The 23067-nt window shown below is 46.1% G+C and carries 25 protein-coding genes; 19 read left to right on the top strand and 6 right to left on the bottom strand.

The features are described from left to right. Positions 1-2 precede the first annotated feature (2 nt). The 7 genes from srlA (at position 3) to AR1Y2_RS18040 (ending at position 5940) form a co-directional block, all read left to right on the top strand. A complete protein-coding gene (srlA, locus tag AR1Y2_RS12655) occupies positions 3-554 on the top strand; it encodes a PTS glucitol/sorbitol transporter subunit IIC (RefSeq protein WP_137329277.1) in 552 nt (183 codons plus the stop codon). Further along, positions 547-1530 (top strand): PTS glucitol/sorbitol transporter subunit IIB, encoded by a 984-nt coding sequence (gene srlE, locus AR1Y2_RS12650; protein ID WP_137329276.1) that lies wholly within the window; start codon positions 547-549, stop codon positions 1528-1530. The genes srlA and srlE overlap by 8 nt, the downstream gene beginning before the upstream one ends. Before the next feature lie 95 nt (positions 1531-1625). Further along, positions 1626-2075, top strand: a complete 450-nt coding sequence (gene rpiB, locus AR1Y2_RS12645; RefSeq protein WP_137329275.1) for a ribose 5-phosphate isomerase B — start codon at positions 1626-1628, stop codon at positions 2073-2075. 15 nt (positions 2076-2090) lie between these two features. Beyond that, the gene (locus tag AR1Y2_RS12640; RefSeq protein ID WP_137329274.1) at positions 2091-3269 is read left to right on the top strand and encodes a sn-glycerol-1-phosphate dehydrogenase; all 1179 of its coding nucleotides are present in this window, start codon (positions 2091-2093) and stop codon (positions 3267-3269) included. Positions 3270-3281: 12 nt separating this feature from the next. Beyond that, positions 3282-3662: a PTS glucitol/sorbitol transporter subunit IIA gene (locus AR1Y2_RS12635; protein ID WP_137329273.1), complete on the top strand. Its 381-nt coding sequence runs from the start codon at positions 3282-3284 to the stop codon at positions 3660-3662. A gap of 286 nt (positions 3663-3948) precedes the next feature. Beyond that, positions 3949-5133, top strand: coding sequence for a sn-glycerol-1-phosphate dehydrogenase (locus tag AR1Y2_RS18045; RefSeq protein WP_243118745.1), 1185 nt, complete (start codon positions 3949-3951; stop codon positions 5131-5133). Between the two features lie 12 nt (positions 5134-5145). Further along, positions 5146-5940 carry an HAD-IIA family hydrolase gene (locus AR1Y2_RS18040; protein WP_243118744.1) on the top strand — a complete coding sequence of 265 codons (795 nt, stop codon included), beginning with the start codon at positions 5146-5148 and terminating at the stop codon, positions 5938-5940. A 494-nt stretch (positions 5941-6434) separates the two neighbouring features. Here AR1Y2_RS18040 and AR1Y2_RS12625 read toward each other — a convergent pair whose 3' ends face one another. Beyond that, positions 6435-7358 (bottom strand): TIGR01212 family radical SAM protein, encoded by a 924-nt coding sequence (locus tag AR1Y2_RS12625; RefSeq protein WP_137329272.1) that lies wholly within the window; start codon positions 7356-7358, stop codon positions 6435-6437. Between the two features lie 284 nt (positions 7359-7642). Here AR1Y2_RS12625 and AR1Y2_RS12620 point away from each other — a divergent pair, with 284 nt between their 5' ends. From AR1Y2_RS12620 to pfkB, 8 genes are all read left to right on the top strand, one after another. Continuing rightward, positions 7643-8344, top strand: coding sequence for an HAD family hydrolase (locus AR1Y2_RS12620; RefSeq protein ID WP_137329271.1), 702 nt, complete (start codon positions 7643-7645; stop codon positions 8342-8344). A gap of 140 nt (positions 8345-8484) precedes the next feature. After that, positions 8485-10575, top strand: coding sequence for a BglG family transcription antiterminator (locus AR1Y2_RS12615; RefSeq protein ID WP_137329270.1), 2091 nt, complete (start codon positions 8485-8487; stop codon positions 10573-10575). Positions 10576-10578: 3 nt separating this feature from the next. Next, on the top strand, positions 10579-11043 hold the full coding sequence (locus tag AR1Y2_RS12610) for a PTS sugar transporter subunit IIA (RefSeq protein ID WP_137329269.1): 465 nt from the start codon (positions 10579-10581) through the stop codon (positions 11041-11043). Next, complete coding sequence (gene gatB / locus AR1Y2_RS12605; protein WP_137329268.1) at positions 11040-11318, top strand: PTS galactitol transporter subunit IIB; 279 nt, start codon at positions 11040-11042, stop codon at positions 11316-11318. The genes AR1Y2_RS12610 and gatB overlap by 4 nt, the downstream gene beginning before the upstream one ends. Positions 11319-11342: 24 nt before the next feature. Continuing rightward, positions 11343-12695 carry a PTS galactitol transporter subunit IIC gene (locus AR1Y2_RS12600; protein WP_137329267.1) on the top strand — a complete coding sequence of 451 codons (1353 nt, stop codon included), beginning with the start codon at positions 11343-11345 and terminating at the stop codon, positions 12693-12695. 60 nt (positions 12696-12755) lie between these two features. Continuing rightward, a complete protein-coding gene (gene gatY / locus AR1Y2_RS12595; protein WP_137329266.1) occupies positions 12756-13604 on the top strand; it encodes a tagatose-bisphosphate aldolase subunit GatY in 849 nt (282 codons plus the stop codon). Positions 13605-13613: 9 nt separating this feature from the next. Next, entirely contained in the window at positions 13614-14663 is a 1050-nt protein-coding gene (locus AR1Y2_RS12590) for a galactitol-1-phosphate 5-dehydrogenase (protein ID WP_137330270.1), read from the top strand. Between the two features lie 2 nt (positions 14664-14665). Next, positions 14666-15601, top strand: coding sequence for a 1-phosphofructokinase (gene pfkB / locus AR1Y2_RS12585; protein ID WP_137329265.1), 936 nt, complete (start codon positions 14666-14668; stop codon positions 15599-15601). Between the two features lie 72 nt (positions 15602-15673). Here the strand turns inward: pfkB and AR1Y2_RS12580 are convergent, their stop codons facing one another. The 5 genes from AR1Y2_RS12580 to AR1Y2_RS12560 form a co-directional block, all read right to left on the bottom strand. After that, positions 15674-16144: a heme-degrading domain-containing protein gene (locus tag AR1Y2_RS12580; protein ID WP_137329264.1), complete on the bottom strand. Its 471-nt coding sequence runs from the start codon at positions 16142-16144 to the stop codon at positions 15674-15676. Position 16145: 1 nt separating this feature from the next. Next, a complete protein-coding gene (locus AR1Y2_RS12575) occupies positions 16146-17129 on the bottom strand; it encodes a Gfo/Idh/MocA family protein (protein WP_137329263.1) in 984 nt (327 codons plus the stop codon). A 141-nt stretch (positions 17130-17270) separates the two neighbouring features. Next, positions 17271-17771, bottom strand: coding sequence for a prolyl-tRNA synthetase associated domain-containing protein (locus tag AR1Y2_RS12570; RefSeq protein WP_137329262.1), 501 nt, complete (start codon positions 17769-17771; stop codon positions 17271-17273). Positions 17772-17787: 16 nt separating this feature from the next. Further along, on the bottom strand, positions 17788-18402 hold the full coding sequence (locus AR1Y2_RS12565; RefSeq protein ID WP_243118743.1) for an HAD family hydrolase: 615 nt from the start codon (positions 18400-18402) through the stop codon (positions 17788-17790). A 13-nt stretch (positions 18403-18415) separates the two neighbouring features. Then, entirely contained in the window at positions 18416-19297 is an 882-nt protein-coding gene (locus AR1Y2_RS12560; RefSeq protein WP_137329261.1) for an aldose 1-epimerase family protein, read from the bottom strand. Between the two features lie 561 nt (positions 19298-19858). Here AR1Y2_RS12560 and AR1Y2_RS12555 point away from each other — a divergent pair. From AR1Y2_RS12555 to AR1Y2_RS12540, 4 genes are all read left to right on the top strand, one after another. Further along, complete coding sequence (locus tag AR1Y2_RS12555) at positions 19859-20767, top strand: helix-turn-helix transcriptional regulator (protein ID WP_137329260.1); 909 nt, start codon at positions 19859-19861, stop codon at positions 20765-20767. A gap of 260 nt (positions 20768-21027) precedes the next feature. Further along, the gene (locus AR1Y2_RS12550; protein WP_137329259.1) at positions 21028-21489 is read left to right on the top strand and encodes a GyrI-like domain-containing protein; all 462 of its coding nucleotides are present in this window, start codon (positions 21028-21030) and stop codon (positions 21487-21489) included. Positions 21490-21493: 4 nt separating this feature from the next. After that, the gene (locus AR1Y2_RS12545; protein ID WP_137329258.1) at positions 21494-22120 is read left to right on the top strand and encodes a GyrI-like domain-containing protein; all 627 of its coding nucleotides are present in this window, start codon (positions 21494-21496) and stop codon (positions 22118-22120) included. Positions 22121-22130: 10 nt separating this feature from the next. Then, positions 22131-23033 (top strand): SPL family radical SAM protein, encoded by a 903-nt coding sequence (locus AR1Y2_RS12540; RefSeq protein WP_137329257.1) that lies wholly within the window; start codon positions 22131-22133, stop codon positions 23031-23033. The last annotated feature ends 34 nt before the right edge of the window (positions 23034-23067 follow it).

The following is a 23067-nucleotide window of genomic DNA, read 5'->3' as shown; positions in this document are numbered from 1 at the left end:
ATATGCAGGTTATATCAAATTTAGCAAATGGGTTTATGAAACTGTTTTCCACGGGAGGGCAGACATTTTTGAGCTGGGTTACCACGATCATTCCCACAGTCGTATGTCTGATGACAGCAGTCAACGCGATCATAAAACTGATCGGTGAAGACCGGGTTGAAAAGTTTTGTATGAAGATCACCGGAAACAGAATATGCCGGTACTTATTCCTGCCTGTGATCGCCATGATTTGTGTTGGAAATCCAATGGCCTACACATTCGGAAGATTTGTAGAAGAAAAGTATAAGGTGCCGTTTTTTGATGCGGCCATCAGCTTTTGTCATCCGGTGCTGGGATTTTTTCCTCATGCCAATGCCGGTGAACTGTTTGTCTACATGGGAATCGCCGTGGGCATCCAGAAGTTAAAGCTTCCTCTGGGAGACTTGGCAGTCCGATATTTTCTGGTAGGACTTGTCGTCATCTTCATCAGAGGTATGGTGACAGAGAGAATTTATCTGATGCTCAGCAACAAATATAAGAAGATGGGGAAAAAGGAGGTAGCTGTCAATGAATAAGCCAGTAAAGATAACCGCAGGCTCCGGAGGATTCGGAGGTCCGCTTGTAGTTCAGGCAACAGAAACATGCAACAAGATCTTATGTATGACTGCCATCGGCGGCATCCATCCGCTGGGAGCAAAGCTTGCCCAGATGACCGGAGGGGAGGCAGTGGACGGACACAAGAATAATGTGCCCGACGAAGAAATCCTTGTGGCGATCGTGGACTGCGGAGGTACTTTAAGATGTGGGATTTATCCTCAAAAGGGAATCTTTACGATCAACTTGAATCCTGTAGGACAGTCTGGTCCTCTGGCAAAATACATCACTCCTGACATCTATGTATCCGCAGTTGACGAAAACTGTCTCTCCTATGCAGATGGGGAGACGGTCATGGAAAAGAAAGCGCCGGAGGGAGAAAAACAGGCCGGGCAGGAGAATAAAGCTGGGGAAGCAGGCGAACAGCCTGGACTGATCACAAGGCTTGGTATCGGTGTAGGGCAGGTGGTAGGAAAATTCTTTGCCGCAGGACGTGAGACTATTGATATGGTGGTAAAAAATATCCTCCCGTTTATGGCTTTCACAAGTACGATCCTTGGTATTATCACTGCCACAGGACTTGGAAACATCATAGCGAAGACCATCTCGCCTCTGTGTGCCACGCTCCCTGGAATGCTGATCATTTCTCTGATCTGTGCGATGCCGTTTTTGTCACCTGTGCTCGGACCGGGAGCTGTTATCGCGCAGGTGGTGGGAACACTTCTGGGATCTCAGATCGCTATGGGAAAGATTCCGGCCCAGTACGCACTGCCTGCACTATTTGCCATCAATGCCCAGGTGGGCTGTGATTTCATCCCGGTAGGATTGAGTCTCGCGGAATGTGAATCTGAGACCATCGAACTGGGTGTGCCGTCCGTTTTATATTCCCGTGTCATCACAGGACCGGTGGCCGTTGTCATCGCTTTCGTTGCAAGCTTTGGTCTGTATACATCATAGAAAGAAATATTTATACATAATTTCAATAAATTCTATGGACTTTGCATAAATATCGAGGTAAAATGGAGACATAAAATCAAAGGAGGCAGATACATATGAAGATTTCAATTGGATGTGATGAGGCAGCTTATGAATTAAAAGAGGCGATCAAAAAGAGATTAGAAGAAACAGGGCATACGTATGTAGACAATGGAGTAGAAGCAGGAGAAAGCGCATTGTACCCGGATGTTGCAGTAAAGACCTGTGAGAAGGTTACCAGCGGTGAGTGTGACAGGGGGATCCTTGTATGCGGCACAGGCATCGGTATGGCTATGACGGCAAACAAGGTACCGGGTATTAGAGCGGCAGTCTGCCACGATCCATTCTCTACAGAGCGTTCTATCCTAAGCAATGACGGAAATGTCATGTGTATGGGGGCAAGAGTGGTGGCGCCTCAGCTGGCACTTTATCTGCTGGATATCTGGATGGGGCTTGAATTCAAAGATGGGCCTTCTACAGAAAAGGTAGAGCGGATTACTTATTACGAAAAACAGTTTAGCAAATAGGCAGGAGGAGAGCATATGGATGAAGTTTTAAATTTTTCAATGAATGAAATGGCAGGCGCGGATTTCGACTGCAGCTGTGGAAAACACCACACGCTGGATATTAAACATATCATTATGGGCCAGGGAGTTTTAAAGGAACTTTCCAATGTACTGGAGCCGTTTAGGGGCAAGAAGGTTTACATGCTCAGCGACAACCATACATTTAAGGCAGCAGGAGACCGTGTGCTTTCGATCCTGGAGGCTGATGACTTCCTTGTGAAAAATGTCATGCTGGATTCCGGGGATGATATTCTGATTCCAAATGAGCAGGCCGTTGGAACCATGTTCCTGAATCTCGAGCCGGATACTGCAGTGATCGTTGCTGTAGGCTCAGGTACCATCAATGATATGGCAAAATATATGTCTGCCAGAACAAAGATTCCATATGTGATCGTCTGTACAGCACCTTCCATGGATGGATATGTAGCCGACGGGGCGCCGCTGATCCTGGAAGGAAGAAAAATATCCTTTGTCGCAACCCTCCCTTACGGTGTGGTCGGAGATACTGACATCATGAAACAGGCCCCAATGCATATGATCCATGCCGGGTTCGGCGATGTGCTGGGGAAACTGACAGCTCTGGCAGACTGGTATCTGGCAAAGGAAAAAGTGAATGAATACTGCTGTGAGACCTGTGTGACCCTTGTACAGAGGGCACTTGAGAAGGTCACAGGAAGTGCAGAAGCACTGGCAAAAAGGGATGATGATGCAATCCTTTATCTGATTGAGGCTCTGACCCTCACCGGAGTTGCCATGGGGTTAATCGGAGTATCTCGTCCCGCTTCCGGCGCAGAGCATATGCTGAGCCATTACTGGGAGATGGATTTCATCGCCAGAGGAAAGTTCCCGGAACTGCACGGCATTAAAGTAGGGATCGCTACCCCGGTGGTTGCGGAGATCTTTGAGATGATGAGAGACGAGGTGCCAGAGGAGGCTACGAAGCTGGCGCCGTCCAGAGAATATGTGGAAGGCCTCTTAAAGACCGTGGGGGCGCCGGTATACCCGACTGATATCGGAATCGACCGGGAGCTGTTCTATAACAGTATCTTGGAGGGATATAAAGTGAGGAACCGGTACAGTATCCTGGAACTGGCCCTGAAAACGGGAAGACTTGAGGAGATAGCCGAGAAAATAACCAACCGTATTTATCAGTAAGGGAGAGATAAGATGAAGTATTTCACAAGAATCCAGAAGCTGGGAAAAGATTCTCTGACATTTTTAGGAGATCCTGATTCCAATTTTATCATTCTGTTTAACGACGATGCACCGCCGGCCTTTGAAGATCTGTGTGTGCTGCATACCATCGAAGAACTGAGAGCCAATATAGAGCCTGGGGATACCATGCTGATCAACGAAAAAGGATTTGAGGTGACAGCAGTGGGCACAGAGGCCAACGAAACGCTCAGAGGCCTGGGGCACTGTACTGTGAGCTTCAAGGGCGGGCCTGAGGCAGAACGCCCTGGATGCATCATGGTCCAGGCCATAAAGGGTGAAGAGCCGCTGACAGCATCGGATCTTGCCCCGGGAAATACCATCGAGTTTATTTAACAGAGACACTACGTCCATGTTCCACATGATTGAAGTGAGGCATTTTAAGAGCCAAACGGAAATTATGTGGAACATGTTATATCCAGAAGGGTGTTTAAGCAGTATGAATGCACTGATTTATACAAATGTCTGTATATTTGATTAAAATAAAGAATTTATACAATTGTTCTATAGAAGGGGTAGATTTTATAATAGAATAGAAGTAAAATGAGATTATATTACCAGTGGTATTATTTATGTTGCAGGTGGTAACCTTATTTGAAATTAAGATTCGGGAGGAAACAAAATGGATGAGATCTTAAACTATTCTATGAATGAAATGGCAAAGGCAAGTTTTGACTGCAGCTGCGGAAGACATCATACTTTAGAAATTGAACGCCTGGTGATGGGGCAGGGAGTGATCAGTGAACTGCCTGAAATGGTCAAAGGGCTTGAAGCTAAGAAAGTTTACATGCTGAGTGATAACAATACATATAAAGCTGCGGGGGAAACAGCAAAGAAACTTCTGGAAGATGCAGGTTTCCAGGTAAAAAGTGTTGTGTTGGACTCAGGAGAGGACATCTTGATCCCGGATGAACATGCAGCGGGAACCATGTTCCTGAACCTGGAGCCTGAGACGGACGTTTTGATCGCAGTGGGTTCCGGAACCTTAAACGATATGGTAAAATATATGTCAGCGAGGACAAAGATTCCATACATTGTTGTGTGTACGGCACCTTCCATGGATGGATATGCGTCAGACGGAGCCCCTCTGATCCTGGGAGGGAAGAAGATCTCGTTCATCGCAACGCTGCCTTATGGAATCCTCGGTGATACAGACATCATGAAGCAGGCACCGATGCACATGATCCGGGCCGGTTTCGGAGATGTGATCGGTAAGCTTACAGCGCTGGCGGACTGGTACTTATCGAAAGAAAACACTGGAGAGTACTGTTGTGAGACCTGTGTGACCCTGGTGCAGAAAGCTCTTGAAAAAGTAACAGGAAGCGCTGAGGCACTGGCCAACCGGGATGAAGAAGCGGTTCTTTACCTGATCGAGGCTCTGACTTTGACGGGAGTTGCCATGGGGCTGATCGGGGTGTCCCGTCCGGCATCCGGAGCGGAGCATATGCTGAGCCATTACTGGGAGATGGAGTTTATCGCAAGGAAGAAGTATCCGGAGCTTCACGGCATCAAAGTGGGGATCGCAACACCGATCATCGCGGAGATCTTTGAGATGATGGGAGATGAGATACCAGAGGCGGCAAAGAAGCTGGCACCATCCAGGGAATACGTAGAAGGACTGTTAAAGACAGTAGGCGCACCGGTTTCCCCAAAAGAGATTGGCATTGACAGGGAACTGTTTTACGAGAGCTTGTTGAACGGACACAAGGTCAGAGACCGCTACAGCGTCTTAGACCTGGCAGTGGAAAAAGGAAGGATGCAGGAGATCGCGGAAAAGATCACGCATCGGTTTTATGACGAAGAATAAGGAGAAAAGCAGATGAAGCAAAATATTCAGGCAGTGAAAGATATCAAATGTTTTGTTCTTGATATGGACGGGACGATCTATCTGGGAAATGACTTGTTTCCATTCACCCAGGACTTTTTAAAGAAGGTGGAAGACACAGGGCGGGAATATTATTTCTTTACCAATAATTCATCCAAAAGCCAGCAGGCTTACATAGACAAACTTGCCGGCATGGACATTTCCATCACACCGGATCAGATGATGATATCCAGCCATGTGATGATCCAGTATTTAAAAAAGCATCATCCGGGAGAGACCCTCTATGTAGTGGGAACTCCTTCTCTGTTAAAAGAGTTTGAAGCGTTTGACATGCCGCTTGTTGAGGAAGACCCGGATATCGTGATCCTTGGATTTGATACCACGCTTACCTATGAGAAGATTTCCAAGGCGTGCCACTATGTAAGGAACGGCTGTACCTATTACGGCATCAACCCGGACTGGAACTGTCCGATGGAGGGAGGAAACTTCATTCCGGACTGCGGTTCTATGGCAAAGCTTGTTGAGGCGTCCACCGGAAGATTCCCTGAGTTTTTCGGTAAACCGTCAAAGCATACCCTGAATTATTTTGTGGAGCAGTCAGGTTTTAAACCGGAAGAGATCGCCATCGTCGGCGACAGGCTGTATACAGATATCGCCGTGGCAGACGGAAGTCCGGTGACTTCTATTCTGGTGCTTTCTGGGGAGAGTACCTTGGAGGATGTGGAGAACAGTGACGTAAAGCCGGATGTGATTGTGGATTCCTTGGCTGATATTACGGAGATTCTGTAAATTTAGCAAATAAATACTTGTAAAAAAGGTCAGTGGATGTAATTGGTTTACATGCGCTGGCCTTTTGTGTCTTCGTAAAGAAATGTATCTATTATCTAAAGAGCCATAAGCCAGCGGTTTATTCTGTGGCAGCTTCATTTCATAAGGGATACCCTGCTGTAAAAAAATTTGACGCAGAAACATTCCAACAAAACTTGAAATTGGACCTATATCTGTTAGAATGAAGAAGTAAGTTATAAGAGTATTTGCAAAGGAGGAACTCTTTATGACAAAAAAAGAAGCATTTTTCTTCGGCGGATTCTGGCTCTGGCTCGGCGTGGTCATCGGATTTTTGCTCTCCCCGATCAAAAAGGGTGTTGAGATCGGAAATAATAACACGTGTGACAACAACAGCTATGAAGGAAAAAAGAAAAAAAGAATAATTAAAACAAAAAGCCTGTACCGAGATTTTAAATTCCTGGTACAAGCTTTTTTAAGGATGTATATAAAATACGTTAGGAACTTTGATTCTTACCCTGCCAGCTGTCCTCTTGTTTCATGCGTTTGGCAATCTCATTTAAGACTTTGCGTTTATGGAGAGTCCAGCGGGGAGCGATCAAAAGATCTCTGGGACCATCGCCCGTAAGCCGGTGAATGACAATGTCCTCCCTCAGTTCTTCCAAGCAGCGAATGACCAAGCTGACATAATCGTCAAGTTCATACACAGGAAACGGCTGCTTTTTATAAAGCTCACCCAGATCCGTATGATGAAGGACGTGGAGAAGGGAAAGTTTCAGGCCGTCCACAGGGAGGCTGTTTAAGTATCGCACGGATTTAAGCATCATTTCTTCCGTTTCTCCAGGAAGGCCGAGGATCAAATGGACTACCGTATTGATCCCTCTTTCATGGAGATCTTTTACTGCATGATCAAAACAGGAGAGGGGATATCCTCTGCGGATCAATCCGGCGGTCTCTTCGTGGATGGTTTGGAGTCCCAGTTCTACGAAGACTGGTTTGATATGGTTTAATTCCCTGAGAAGTTCCAGAACCTCAGGCGGCAGGCAGTCCGGCCTTGTACCAATGGAAAGTGCGGCGATCCTTTCATCCTGGATTGCTTCACGGTACAGCCTGTTTAATCGTTCCACAGGGGCATAGGTATTGGTAAATGCCTGGAAATAAGCGATAAATCTTTGAGCATTGGATTTTCCTTCTATTAGCCGGATGCCATCTTCAATCTGTTCTGTCACTGTGAGGGCCCGATCAGAGGCAAAATCTCCTGATCCCCCCTCACTGCAGAAAATGCAGCCGCGGGTTCCGAGAGTACCGTCCCGGTTTGGACAGGTAAAGCCTCCGTCTAAAGAAATCTTGTATATTTTCTCTCCAAACGTTTGTTTTAAATAGAAATCTAAAGAGTAATAGCGTTTTCCATCCCAATTCATATGGTGTAGTTTCCTTTCCGGTTTTTATGGAGGTGTACAATGAATCTATAAAAAATTGTGACATCCTAAAACGGAAACCTCAAGAAGAATAGGGAGGCTCATCTAAATGAAGAAAAAACTTAAGGATATCACCGTTATGATACCGGGAAAAATCAAAAAACACAAGAAGCTGAAAGCTGTTTTATTGATTTTTTGTGGCCGCAGATGCATTTGCGGGAAGTTGGTTTGTGTTATAATCTTCTTAAATGATACAAAAGTACATAATTCACAGGGGGAAGAGAGACATGGATGCAGTTTTATTTGATGTGGATGATACACTGTATGACCAGCAGACTCCGTTTGAGAGGGCATACCGGCAGCTGTTTAACGAAAAATACAAGATCGATATGAGGCAATTGTTTGCATTGAGCAGAAAATACAGCGATGAATCATTTGAACAGTCCCAGAGTGGGCAGATGACAATGGATGAGATGTATATTTACAGGATCAGAAAGGCACTGGAGGAGTTTGATATCCAGATTTCAGACGAAACGGGGCTTAAATTCCAGCATCTGTACGCGGAGCATCAAAAACAGATCACGGTCTCTGATGTTATGAAAGAGATCCTGTCATACTGCCGGGCGAGAGTCCCCATCGGAGTGATAACCAATGGACCGTCCGGACATCAGTGGGAGAAAATAGAGACGCTGGGGCTTCAAGAATGGTTTTTAAAGGAAACTATTTTTGTATCGGGAGATATAGGAACGGCGAAACCTGACAAAAGAATTTTTCTGTACGCCTGTGAAAAGATGAAGGTTCAAAAGGACTCGGTCTGGTATGTGGGAGATTCTTTTCGTAACGATGTAGAAGGAGCCAAAGGTGCAGGGCTTCATTCCATATGGGTGAACCGGAGGAAGCATCCATATCCGCCGTCAGTAGTTAGGCCGGATTACTGTGCCGGCTCTGATGAGGAACTGTATCAGCTGCTTCAAAAGCTTTTGGGATAAAAGACAGGTCTAAAACTTTTCAAAATCTATGGAAAGGTTTTAGACCTGTTTATTTTTTTGCAAAAATACCAGAAATCCTTTTGACTGTTTTCTAAAATACAAGGATGATATAGTAAATGCATAGCAACGGAGGGATAAAAATGAACAAAAGATCAAGAGAGATTTTGCTCGGCCTTATGGATGCGGATAAGAGTTTCCGGATTTCAGAGCTGGCAGAGAAGTTTCAGGTTTCGGAGCGGACCATCAGAAATGATATCAATGATGTCAATGACATTTTGGAACAGCATCATATTTCTGTGATTAAGTTCGGGAGCAACGGCCTGCTTCTTGTGGAGGCTGACATTGAGGAGGCGGCCAAGCTGTTTCGCCAGAATGACTTCTACACTTACAGGCTCTCAAAAGGAGAAAGGAAAACGCTGACCGCAGCGATCCTGATCCAGGCTGAGGGACATGTGACATTATCGGAGATCGCTGAGCTTTTGTACGTGAGCAGGGCAACCGTGATCAATGATCTGGACAGTGTCAAACAGATGCTTTTGGCTGAAAATCTGACAGTAGAATCCCATTCCAACAAAGGCCTGGTGCTCTCAGGAGATGAGAGTGCAAAGAGGGCCTGTCTGCTGAAGCTCCTGAGCCAGGGAGGCGGTTTTGACGCGGAGGGGAGTGTGGTACAGACCTTCATACGGGGCTTAAATGTGGGATGCCGTTTGAAAAAAGAAGACAGGCAGAATTTACAGAAGATCATCAATGAACAGGAACATGCCCACGGACGTTTCCTGACAGACGCTTCCTTTGACTATCTGCTTCAGTATCTGATGATTATGATTCAGAGAGTAAAGCAGGGAAGACAGATTACATGCACCACAGGGATGAAAAAGAGCAAGTATGAAATGGCGGGAGACATTTTAAAGTATGTATCCCAGTATTGGGATTTCTCGGAAAGTGAAGGCGAGACAGAGCTTCTCAGTGATATTCTTGACAGCCTAAGCTATATAAAAAAGACGAGCAGAAACCAGAGGATCATCGGTCTCCAGCTGATCACGAGAAAGTTTATCGAACAAGTATCCAATGAACTGCATGTGGATTTAAACAAGGATTTTGTATTTTACGAGAATCTGGTGAATCATCTGGAATCCATATTTACAAAAGAATTTAATATCACCCAGCGGGATGATTTCCTGAAGGAGATTGTGGAACAAAACCAAACAGTGCTTTTGGCAGCTTCCAAGCATTTGGAAATGCTGGAGCGTTTTGTGGGGAGAAAGATCTCAGAAATCGAGATCGATTATATTGTCATTCATATCAGTGCGGCGCTGGAACGCAGAAAAAAGAAAGAGATCGACTTCCGCGTTGTCATCGTCTGCAACGGAGGCGTGGGCACATCACAGCTGCTGCTGGCCAAGATGAAGAACCGGTTTGATTTCCATATCGTCGATGTGGTATCTGCCCATGATCTGAAAAAAAGCGGCCACCAGAGCATTGATATGATCGTGTCTACCATTCCTCTGAAGGATTATGAGGGAGAATATGTGCTGGTGACACCAATGTTTTCCGATGAAGATTATCTGAGAGTAAACAAAAAGATAGAGCTTCTGCAGGGAAAACAGGGGATTCCAACGAAGAAGGTACAGGAAAAAGAGAATAATCCGGCAGAGCTCCTGGCTCTTTTAAAACCCTTGGTGAAGGATTCGGATCTCTTCAGGGATATATCAAAAACCGTATATGAATATTTTGAGGAGCCATATGATGAGTACCGAGAACCGCTTTTGTGCGAACTTTTGAGAGAAGGGAACATACAGCTGGACATCGAATGCAGTGACTGGAAGGATGCCATTCATAAGTCGGCGGCTCCGCTGCTGGAAAAAGGATTTATCGAAGACCGTTATGTGGACGCCATGATCCAGAATGTGCTGGAAAATGGAAGCTACATTGTCATATCCAAAGGTTTTGCCCTGCCCCATGAAGGATTTGAGGCGGGCAGCCAAAAAGTCGGGATGAACCTGATCAGGCTTAAAACTCCTGTTATCATCGAGGATGAGGACGGAGACCGGGAGGAAGTGAGATTTTTCTGCTGCCTCAGCACAGTCGATCACAAAAAGCATATGAAAGCATTTTTCCATCTGGTCAATATGCTTACAAATGAACGGTTCAAGGAAGAACTATTGGGTGCAAAGAGCGCCAGAGAGACAGCAAAGATCATTAAAACTTATGAACATAGAATAAAGGAGTAGATCATGGTTTGGGAACAATTAAAAGAAGAATTGATTTTGACCGGACTGGACGCAAAGGACAGCGGTGAAATATTTGAGGCAGCGGGAGGGAAGCTTCATGCTCTCGGCTACTGCAAAGACAGCTATGTGGATGCACTGAAAAAGAGAGAGCAGGATTTTCCCACCGGTGTGGACATGGGAGGAGCAGGGGTTGCCATTCCCCACACGGACATCAGCCATGTAAACAAGAAAGGGATCGCCATCGTAACCACAAAACAGCCAGTATCCTTTGTACAGATGGGGACAGACGACGAGACAGTGGACGTCCGGGTCATCTTTATGCTGGCGGTGGACGAAAAAGGGCATCTGGAATTACTTCAGGCAATTTTGGGGATTCTGAGAGACTTGGATGTATTAGAACAGCTGAGCTTAGCAGAAACCCCGGCAGAAATTATAAATATCATCAAAGAAAAGGAGAGTTCATTATGAAGAAGAAAGTAATCGTAGCATGCGGAGGAGCAGTGGCAACATCAACAGTGGCAGCAAACGCGGTGGTAGACCTGGCAAAAGAGAACGGAATTGATATAGAGATCGCACAGGTGAGGATCTCAGAGATTGAATCCAATCTTCCGGCAGACCTGATTGTGACTACATCCAAAGTAAAGAGAGATTATGGTGCGCCGTTGATTACGGGAATGCCGTTTATCTCAGGAATCGGAGTGGATAAGACGAAAGAAAAGATCCTGGAAGTGCTGAATAAATAAAAGGAAAATTCAAGGAGGAGAACAATGGGTATTTTTGGAGAGGCAATTAATTATGTGATTGACATGGGAGCATCGGTTATGCTGCCTTTGGTCATTGCGATACTGAGTATTATTGTAGGAGTTAAAATAAGAAAGGCTGTGCGTGCCGGACTGATGGTCGGTGTCGGATTCGTGGGGCTTGGCCTGATCGTTGATATGATGAATGCTAACTTAGGCCCTGCGGCAAAGGCAATGTCAGAAACCTTTGGGCTGCACATGAGTGTCGTGGATGTAGGATGGCCGGGAATGTCGCCGATCACCTGGGCTTCCGGAATCGCAACTGTTGCAATCCCGGTAGCGATCCTGGTCAATGTGGTCATGATCGTACTGAAGTTGACAAAAACCGTAAATATTGACATCTGGAACATCTGGCATATGACGTTTACCGGTGCCATCGCTTATGCGGTGACAGGGAACTTTGCCATCGGAATTTTAGGGGTAGTGGTCCATGCGGTTTTTACATACAAGTTTGGTGATTTATACGCACCGCTGATGGAAGATTATTTTGAATTGGAAGGACTTACAGTCCCTCATGGAACGTCCGCGTACCTGGCACCGTTTGCCTGCGCTATTGACGCCATCATTGAAAAAATTCCGGGACTCAATAAGATCAACCTCACTGCAGACAAACTGCAGGAAAAAGTCGGAGTCCTCGGAGAACCTATCGTCATCGGCGGCCTTTTGGGAACGCTGGTGGGAGCACTTGCAGGATATAATTTTCAGGCGGCACTCCAGCTGGGAATCAAGATGTCCGCAGTTATGGTGCTGATGCCGAAAATCACTAAATGTATCATGGAAGGACTGATGCCTCTCTCTGAGCGAATGAAAGAGATTCTCACAAAACGGTCCGGAGACGCAGAATTTTACATCGGACTGGACCCGGCAATCCTTTTGGGAGATGCCCAGGTAGTGACCGCAGGCCTGATCTTCATCCCTCTGACCATTCTTATTGCGATCATCGTGCCGGGAAATGTCATTCTTCCGTTTGGTGATCTGGCGACCATTGGATTCTTTATCGCCATTGCCGTTGCAGTGCACAAAGGAAACCTGTTCCGCACATTAATCTCTGGATCTGTGATCATGTATGTGACCATCTGGATCGCAAACCAGGCAATTCCTTGGACCACAGCGCTGGCTAAGTCTGTCAACTTAACCAAGGGGGCATCACAGATTGCGGCCCTTGACCAGGGAGGCTCACCGATCACTTATATGTTTACGCAGATCTTTACACGGGAGAATCTTGCAGGTCTTGCGATGATCGCAGTGATTTATGCCATCTGTCTTGTGTTCACCGTAAGAACATCCAAAGCAAGAGCGGCAGCTTTAAAAGAAGATTAATCACAGTGAGCGGGCCGAAAAGCCCGCTCCGGCTTTATCAAAATTTCAGGAGGAATGAATATGCCATTAGTGACAACCGAACAAATGCTTCTTCGTGCCCAGGCGGGCGGTTATGCGGTAGGTGCATTTAATGTAGAAAATATGGAAATGGTCATGGCGGTCATGGAAGCCGCAGAAGAGTTAAAATCTCCGGTGATCATGCAGACCACGCCGTCCACGGTGAAATATGCAGGCCTGGATTACTTTCTGGCCAACGTAAGAGCGGCGGCGCAGCGTGCTAGTGTACCGATCGCCATGCACTTAGACCACGGAGACAGCTTCGCGCTGGCCATGCAGGCTTTGAGGACCGGATATACATCCATCATGATTGACGGCTCTCATGAATCCTTTGAGGAGAATATCAGGCTCACCAAGTCAGTGGCGGATGCCTGTGCCCCTTCCGGTATATCTGTGGAAGCGGAGCTCGGCAAAGTCGGTGGAAAAGAAGATGACTTAGACGGAGGCGACGGAGGATATACAGATCCTATGCAAGCCAAGGAATTTGCCAAGAAGACAGGCATCACTTCCCTGGCTGTGGCCATCGGGACGGCCCACGGGGTTTACAAAGGAGAGCCGAAGCTGGACTTAGACCGTCTCTCAGAGATCAGGGAGGTTGTCTCCATTCCTCTGGTGCTCCATGGGACCAGCGGTGTGCCGGATGAAACGGTGGCAGACTGCGTAAGACGCGGGATCTGCAAAGTAAATTATGCCACAGACTTAAGGATTGCATTTACAAAGGGTGTTACCGGGTTTTTAAAGGAACAGCCAGATGCCATCGATCCGAAAAAGTATAACAAGGCAGGCAAGGAAATGGTCAAGGAATACGTAAAGTCAAAGATCAAGGTAGTGAAAAGTGAAGGAAAGGCTTAGGTGAGAGTGATGAAAGCAGGAGTGGTCCATGCCAAAAATGATATCCGCTATGAGGAGATCGAGACTCCCGTTCCAAAGAAAGGGCAGGTACTGATCAAAGTTAAATATACAGGGATCTGCGGATCTGATGTGCCAAGGGTCAATGGAGACGCATGTCATTTCTTTCCGAATGTTCTGGGACATGAGTTTTCCGGTGTGGTAGAAACAGTGGGAGAGGGAGTATCTTCCTTAAAACCAGGTGACCGTGTAGCAGGTGTGCCACTGGTTCCTTGTATGGAATGTGAGGACTGCCAGAAAGGCAATTATTCTCTCTGTAAACATTACAGCTTTATCGGCTCCAGAGAGTTCGGAAGCTTTGCGGAGTATGTGACGGTGCCGGAGAAAAATGCGGTGAAGTTTGAGGATTCTGTGTCTTTTGAACAGGGAGCCTTTTTTGAGCCCGCAACTGTGGCGCTTCACGGGCTTTGCAGAACAGACTATAAAGGCGGTGAAAGCGTAGCTATCCTTGGAGGAGGCACCATAGGGCTCTTTACCGCCCAGTGGGCAAAAATATTTGGGGCCAAAAAGGTTGTAGTCTTTGATATCAGCACCGAACGTCTGGAACTGGCGAAACGTCTTGGCATAGATGAAGGGATCAATACATTGGATGAAAATTTCATGGAGCAGGCCATGAAACTCACGGACGGCAAAGGATTTGGTTATGTCTATGAGACAGCCGGAGTCACCACCACAATGAAATATGCCTTTGAACTGGCGGCCAACAAAGCGGGAGTCTGCTTTATAGGAACACCGACCAGGGAGCTTTCGTTCAGCGTGGAAGAATGGGAACATATGAACCGAAAGGAATTTACCCTGACGGGTTCCTGGATGTCTTACAGTGCTCCGTTCCCCGGAAGAGAATGGGAACTTGCGGCACACTATTTTAAAGCAGGACAGCTGAAGTTTGATGAATCCCTGATTTTTAAGAAAATGCCTTTATCTAAGATTATGGATGCTTTTGAGCTTTATAAGGAAAAGGGTGCTGTAAAAGGAAAGATTTTAATCGACAGTGAGGAATAGCGATGATTACTACGGTGACATTAAACGTATCAGTGGATAAAGCTTACAAGATCAAAGGTTCTGTAAGGCCCGGGACCGTCTCCAGAGTGGAGGAGTGTACAAACACTGCAGGCGGCAAAGGGCTGAATGTGGCCAGGATTGTGGATCTCTGCGGTGAAGAGGTGCAGGCAGCAGGCTTTGCCGGGGGCTTTAACGGCGGGTACGTCAGAAAAATGCTGGATGAAGATGGCATTCAACATCAATTTACAGAGGTGAAAAGCGAGACTAGAAGCTGTATCAATATCCTGGCGGAAGACGGCACATCGACAGAATATCTGGAGCCAGGCGCACCAGTGACGGAAGAGGAGTGGCAGCGGTTTTTACAAGATTTCGCCTGGATGACAGAGAATAGCAGTGTCATCACCATTTCAGGAAGCGCGCCACAAGGATTGGAGGCAGAGTGTTATAAAACTCTGATTGAGGAAGTAAAGCGTCAGGGGAAACAGGTGATCCTGGATACCAGCGGGGTCTATTTGGAAGAAGGATTGAAAGCGGTTCCTACAATGATAAAGCCGAACCAGGAGGAATTAGAGGCACTGCTGGGGACCCGAATCCAGAACAGGCAGGAGTTGATCAAAGCAGGAAAGCAGCTTAAGAACTGGGGGATACCATTTGTAGTCATTTCGGCCGGGGCGGACGGTGCCCTTTTGATCTGTGAAGATGGTATTTACCACGGAAGGCCGCCAAAGCTTGAGGCTGTCAATCCTGTAGGCTGCGGGGATTCCATGGTGGGAGCTTTCGCTGTGGCAATGAGCCGCAGCAAAACACCAGAGGAGGCACTGGCCTTTGCGGTGGCAGTGTCCGCCGCCAATGCGATGAACGAGGGCACCGGAAGATTCCAGAGCGAGGATATGGAACAAATCCTCGGAAATGTCAGCGTGGAGAGAATTCAGGATTAACTTGGTACATATTTTAAAAGGAGCCATCCGGCGATTGTCAGATGACTCCTTTTGTCTTCCATTGCTGGAAGATTACTTTCTTTGTTTTGCTTCCTTTAATGTCTCCATGACGAAATCATGGTCTTCATTTTGTTTCAGCCCCGAAATCCCGATGGTTCCAACCAGACCGGCGCCCTCCACGACAATGGGGACGCACCCTCCTGCTGCAGCATATTCGGATGCCGGTAATCCATAGCGATTCTGCATGGTATCCTGTTTTAACTGCATATACAGGCTCATTTCATAGGAACTTTTTTCAAAATAATATACCGTATTTTCTTTTCTTTTCACCCAGTTGTCATTGTCAGAGGAAGTACCATCCAGAGCGGCATAGAAGATCTGATGGCGGTTCATAGTAATGGAGATCACAATAGGAAGTTTTTTCTCCAAAGCTTTTTCATACATTGCCATTCCGACCTTATACGCCTTTTCATAAGAAAAGCACGGCTGTATAACTTCTTTTCTGTCCTGTTCGATCTGCCTGATCTGATCTTCAATGTTCATGTTATCTCCTTTCGTCAGCAGGAAATAAAATTCCATTCTGTCTGCGCGCTTCATCCATGACCTGCAGTTCCATTACAGAAGCCTCATTGTGGATCTCGGCAGATGAACCGCTGTTTATGAGACGGATAAACTCCTGGATCTCATAGTACATATTGTTTGTTTTTTTCTCGATCGGTATGGTCTCTGTTGTTTTGTCTTTGTATACAATCGAAATCTCTGTGGTGTCCGGGATCTCTGTGATGACCATGGTTCCGTCCTCTCCCTGAATCTGGCTTGGCAGGGCAGAATTTGTTATCTTACTGTAAATCAGTTCCGCAAGCATATCCTCATATTTGCAGACAATGGTTCCTTCGGCTTCTACCCCGTTGGAGAGTTTAAGGCAGGATGCGTCAATTTCCTTTGGTGCGCCGAATAATTTTACCAGAGGATGAACGCAGTACACACCGATATCCATCAGGGCACCGTTTGAAAAAGCAGGGTTAAACGCGTTTTCAACAATCCCCTCCTTATACTTGTCATACCTCCTGGAATACTGGCAGTATTGGAACGTTGCCCTGCGGACGGTTCCTATTTTATGTAAATGTTCTTTGATGGCAGCAAAGCCTGGATCAAACACAGAGCGCATGGCTTCTAAGAGGACCACATGATTTTCTTTGGATGTCTCCAGCATTTCCTTCAATTCCTCTGAATTTGATGCGATTGTCTTTTCACACAATACATGTTTTCCAGCTTTCATCATCATAATACTCTGTTCGGCATGAAGGCTGTTTGGACTTGCCACATAGACGGCATCCACTGTATCAGACATTGCCAGTTCCTTAAGATTGTCATAATATTCTTCGGCGCCGTACTTTGCACCGTACTCCTTTGCCTTTTCTATATTCCGGGAGTACACTGCCTGAAGTTTGAAATCTTCGCACCAGTTTCCGGCTTCCAGTAAGCCGTCCGTTACAAAATTTGTGCCTATCACTGCAAATCGTACCATATAAACCTCCAGTTTAGTTGTTTTCTTTAGGAAAGTTTTAAGCTCTTCCTAAATAGATGGGTTGGTTTCATTATACCATTAATTTGACATTTTCTCCAGTTGCCCGGCATTCTGCGAGGACCTCCCAATAAGCTTTGTTGATCAAATAGGGATATATGAGAATGGATTCCCGTGGCAGCGGATGACTTGTTCTAGATCTCTGCAGCTGATCCATACAGTTGCGGTGTTGTCATTGGGATGGACACCGATGCAGGTACTGTCCTTAAGAGCTTCATCGATAAACACTTCTACTGCCAGATCATCATCATTTAAGATTCCCATAGGGGACACAGATCCTTTGGTAACTTTCAGGTGCTTCATCAGACGTTCTTCCGATGCGAAACTTAATCTGGACGATCCTATGGTCTGTTTTAATTTCTTTAAATCCACGGTCTTGTCTCCGGCCACAAGAACAAGAAAATGGCGTTTTCCGCTGCCGTCTCTTAAAAACAGGTTTTTGGCAATGGACTCGTTGGGACGGGTCAGTCTAAGAGCATCGATTTCCTCCATCGTGTAGGCGGCCGGGTGTCTCTCAAAGTCATAAGAAATGTTTAGGGAATCAAGGATATCCAATACCTTCTTGTGCGGGGTATGTTGCTTCATTTATTGGACCTTCTTTCTAATCAATGAGTGTCAGTAACTCTTCTGGATGATTTAAAACCAGACTACAATCTTTCTTTAAGGACTCAGAGGCTCCCCATCCGGCCAGGGCAAAGCTACAGCCGGCAGCCTCGGCACAGTCCTTATCATAAAGAGTATCCCCTACGAACAGCATGTGGGTGATAGGGGTGCGGGACTGCTCAGCCAGATAGTATAAAGGTTCCGGATCCGGTTTGGCTCTGGATACTTCATCCAGGCAGATGGAGTGTCTCATAAAGTGCTTCAGTTCAAATCGCTCCATGGTCTCCTCATATTCAATCCTTAATTTGTTCGTGGCAACACCCAGTGTGATTCCAGTCTGCTTCAGCGCAGACAGAGTATCCGGGATTCCGTCAAAAGGGTGAATTGTATGTGCGTAGCGTTCAATATTTTTAAGCCAGACATGAATGCTTCCCTCCGGAAATCCCATGGAATGAAGCAGGGCGATACTGTCGCCTCCCAGGCAATATTCAAATTCGCCAAGAGGTTTGGTTTCCTTCCATGTTTCTGCATACAAATCCCGAAAGCCTGAGAGAATCGAATACTTGGTATCCAGAAGAGTGCCATCCAGATCAAAGCCGATCATCTGATACATATTCCCCTCCATATCATAAAACCGTGATCGTATAGGTCAGTGTCTCAGACTGTCCGGGCGCCAGTTTTTTTACTCCCCGTTTATGTTCAAATATATCATCTTCATTGGAGCATGTGGAGGTGCCGCTCCAGGGCTCTATGGCCACGAAAGGCCCGTCATTGGCGCTGGACCAGATTCCGAGATAATCAAAGCCGGCAAAATCAACACGGATTCCTTTTTTGGTATCCCTGTGGAGCAGGGAAGCAGATCTGGATGTAAGGGTATCAAAAATCAGAGCATCATTATAGAAAAGTTCATGCTTTACTCCAAATTCAGATTCTTGGTTAAGAAAAGGTTTCCGGCTGTCCACGTTGACAAGCCCGTCTTCTGTGAGCATAGGGCAGGCTGCGGTTTCCGGCTGCTCAAATTTAATGACATAATCCTCAAAATTCTCTCCGTCATTTACCGGACAGTGAAAGGCGGGATGTCCTCCCACAAAATACGGCATGACCTGGGAATCATGGTTTGTCACCGTATGTTCCACGGCAACACTGCTGCCGGTGATCCGGTACGTCATCTGAAATTCAAAATCAAAGGGAAAAGCTTTCAGTGTTTCCTCATCGGCTTTTAAAGAAAGTGAAATACAATCCGCATCCAGATGGCTCAGGGTAAATTCACACCTTCTGGCAATGCCGTGCCTGCCCATGGTACAGGTCTCTCCATCTCCTATAGAAGCCATTCCGTTTCTTAAGCTGCCGCAGATGGGAAACAAAACAGGGGCCTGTCCGCTCCAGAACTCAGAATCACCCTGCCACAAATATTCCTTGCCCTCTGCATCCATAATAGAAGTAAGACCGGCACCGGCAGTGTCAACAGAAACAGAAATAGAATCATTTTTTAACTGATAAGAACTCATACTATGCTCCTTTATGCTGCAAAAAATAAACATGTGCTATACCGAATAGTATACCTTATCGTGCGCAGCACGTCCACCCGCAGGGTATAAGATGCGGGATGCTCCAGAGGGTATGAGTTATTTACCACTATTTCCGTCACGCTTTTAAAATGCGCTCCTCCAATAGCGGTAAATAACTTTCGAAAAGTGGCACCCTTCTTTTGACAGAAGCCCTTCCCTAGCAGACATTATGTCCATTTTCTACATGATTGGAGTGAAGCATTCTAAGAGCTGAACGGAAATCATGTGGAAATGTCATGAGTTATTCACCACTATTTCCGTCGCACTTTTGAAATGTACTCCTCCAATAGTGGCAAATAACTTTCGAAAAGTGACACTTTTCTTTTGACAGAAACCCTTCTCCAGCAGACATTACGTCCATTTTCTACATGATTGGAGTGAAGCATTCTAAGAGCTGAACGGAAATTATGTGGAAAATGTCATACCTTATCGTGCGCAGCACGTCCACCTGAAGGGCATAAAGCCTTGTGGTATGTTATAATACCAAAAAGGAGATAAATCATGACTAGCACGCGTTTATTTGAAATCATATATATTCTGCTGGAAAAGAAAAAGGTCACGGCCCCTGAGCTGGCCGAGCGGTTTGAGGTTTCCGTAAGAACCATATACCGTGACATTGACGCACTGAGTAGTGCGGGCATACCGGTTTACTGTACCCGGGGAAAAGGGGGAGGCATCGGTCTTTTAGAGGATTTTGTCATGGACAAGTCGGCTCTCACGGAGCAGGAACAGAACCAGATCCTTTTGTCGCTGCAGTGTATGGCGGTGACAGAGCATATGGACGCCCAGAAGCTTTTATCCAGGCTTTCAAGCCTGTTCCAGAAAGATGATGAAAACTGGGTTTATGTGGACTTCTCCAGGTGGAATGCACAGGGGGAAAAGGAACTTTTTGAGCAGCTGAAGCAGGCAGTTCTTAACCAGGAAGTGGTGTCCTTTGATTACTATAATGCAAAGGGAGAGCACTCCAGAAGGGCGGCAGAGCCTATGCAGCTTTACTTCCGGGGGATGGACTGGTATTTGATCGCCTATTGTAAAAAACACAAAGAAATGAGGACCTTTAAGCTGAAAAGGCTCAAGAACCTGGAAGTCACGAAAGAGCATTTTAAAAGAAGGGATATCAGGCAAATTAAAACCATGCCGGAACTTGAGGAACACAATGATCTGACGGTGTCCGTTCGCGTAGACGGCAGTCTAGGATTCCGTGTCTATGATGAGTTTGAACCGGAATGGATCAAGGTGCAGGACGGCGCCTTCTATATATCCTTTCCGTGTTCCGGGCAGGAATGGCTGTACGGCTGGCTTTTATCGTTCGGACCTGGACTTGAGGTGCTGGAGCCGGAGGAGATCCGCCAGGGGATGATAGACCGTCTGGAGCTTATGGCTGGCCAGTATCAGAACTTCCCTGTGTAATATGTGTAAGAACAAAGTGTACAAACCCATGAAAGTTCTCTAACTATTCACCCTATGAGGGGTTTGTACACTTTGCGCGCCAAATGCGATTTGACGAAGTCAAATGATTACCCCTCGCATTTGTGCGCATTATGCCCGAAGGGCTGCTTTTATTACACAGGGAAGTTCTCAGAACTTCCCTGTGTAATAAAAGTAAAACCTGACACACAGCTGTCAAGTTCTCTGTTGTACAATAAAGAAAAAACAATGGAGGAAGAATTATGGATTACGAAGTAGTGGATTTAAAGGAAAAGTTAGTAGCGGGGCTCAGTGCTAGGACATCCAATGATGCACCGGATATGGGCATGGTGATTGGATCGCTGTGGGGACGTTTTTTCGAGGAAGGCATCTTCTTTCACATTGACCATAAAGAGAATGAAAAAAGCATCGGTCTGTATTCTGATTACAACGGGGAGAAAATGGAGGAATATCAGATCACAGTAGGATGTGAGGTAAACAGCCGGGAGCAGTCCCAGGAGGGCTTGACGTTTGCTGTGATCCCCGCAGGAAAATATGCGAAGTTTGTTGTCCGGGGACACATGCAGAAGGCTGTGAGTGACTTTTGGATGAAGCTTTGGAGCATGGACCTAAACCGCAGTTTTACCGGGGATTTTGAGGAATATCAGCCGGGAGGCACGATGGAGGATTCTGAGATCCATATGTATATTGCACTGAAGGAGTGAGTTTATGGAAAAACTGGATTATAAAAAAGAGTATAAAGATCTGTATATGCCAAAAAAGAAACCGGTCCTTATAGAAGTCCCGGAAATGACTTTTTTTATGGTGGACGGAAAAGGAGAGCCTGGCGGAGACAATTACCAGCAGGCAATGGAGCTTTTATATGCATTTTCTTTTACAATAAAAATGAGCAAAATGGGTAACAACAGACCGGAAGGGTATTTTGAATATGTAGTACCTCCGCTGGAGGGACTTTGGTGGACCAAAGACAGCATGTTTGACTTGAATACTCCAAGGGAGGAATGGCTCTGGACCTCTATGATCCGCCAGCCTGAATTTGTCACGGAGGATGTATTTCAGTGGGCAAAAGATGAGATCAAGATAAAAAAGCCCAAACTGGATATCAGCCGTCTCCGGATGGAGACATTTACGGAGGGAAAATGTGTCCAGGCAATGCATATAGGAACCTATGCCCAGGAAGCTGAGACAATGGAAAAAATGGCCGCATTTATGAAGGAGAATGGACTGGCGCCAGATGTGGGAAATGGCCGCAAGCATCATGAGATCTATCTGTCTGATCCGAGAAGGACAGCTCCTGAACGTCTGAAAACAGTTTTGAGAACTCCGGTCGTGTGAGGTAAAAAGGATGGAATATGTAAAGGCAAAGCAGATCATCACCAGGGGACCGGGGGATTCCTGGTTCGGCGAAGAATACAACATGAATATATACCGTGGCTGCTGCCACGGTTGTATTTATTGTGACAGCAGAAGTGACTGTTATCATATTGAGAATTTTGACCAGGTGCGGGCCAAAGAAAATGCCCTGAAAATCATAAGAGATGATCTAAGGAGAAAAACAAAAAAGGGAGTCGTGGCCACCGGAGCCATGAGTGATCCATATAACCCTTTTGAAAAGGAACTGAAACTCACCAGGCATGCACTGGAGCTGATCAATGCGTTTGGTTTTGGCAGTGCCATTGCCACCAAAAGTGCGCTTATTACCAGGGATATTGATATTCTGGAAGAGATTAAAGAGCATTCCCCTGTGATCTGCAAACTTACGATTACAACATGTGATGACAATCTTTCTAAAAAAATAGAACCGGGAGTTTCTTTGTCTTCGGAACGGTTTGAGACCATTGCAAGGCTGAAAGAGGCGGGGATCTTTACAGGGATCCTGATGATGCCGGTGCTTCCATGGATCGAGGATACGAAGGAGAATGTTCTTGGCATCGTCAAGAAAGCTAAAGAATGCGGAGTAGATTTTATCTATCCTGCCTTTGGCATGACTCTGAGGCAGAATCAGAGGGAGTGGTATTTTCAAAAGCTGGAGCAGATATTTCCAGAACAGGGATTCAGAGAAAAATATGAAAAGAAATACAGAGACAGATACCAGTGTACCAGCCCCAGGGCAAAGGAACTTTGGAATGCCTTTGCTTCCGCCTGTAGCGATGCCGGTATTTTCTTTAATATGAGACATATTATCACGGCATATAAAAGGCCGTATCAGGCGGAACAGATGGATCTGTTCCAGTATCTTAAATCTTAGCGCGTCAAAAAACATTTGGAGGTATAGTGTGAAA

It is taken from the genome of Anaerostipes rhamnosivorans, assembly GCF_005280655.1.
Lineage (GTDB): Bacteria > Bacillota > Clostridia > Lachnospirales > Lachnospiraceae > Anaerostipes > Anaerostipes rhamnosivorans.
The sequence above is the reverse complement of the archived record's forward strand: the minus strand, read 5'-3'. Positions and strand labels throughout refer to the sequence as shown.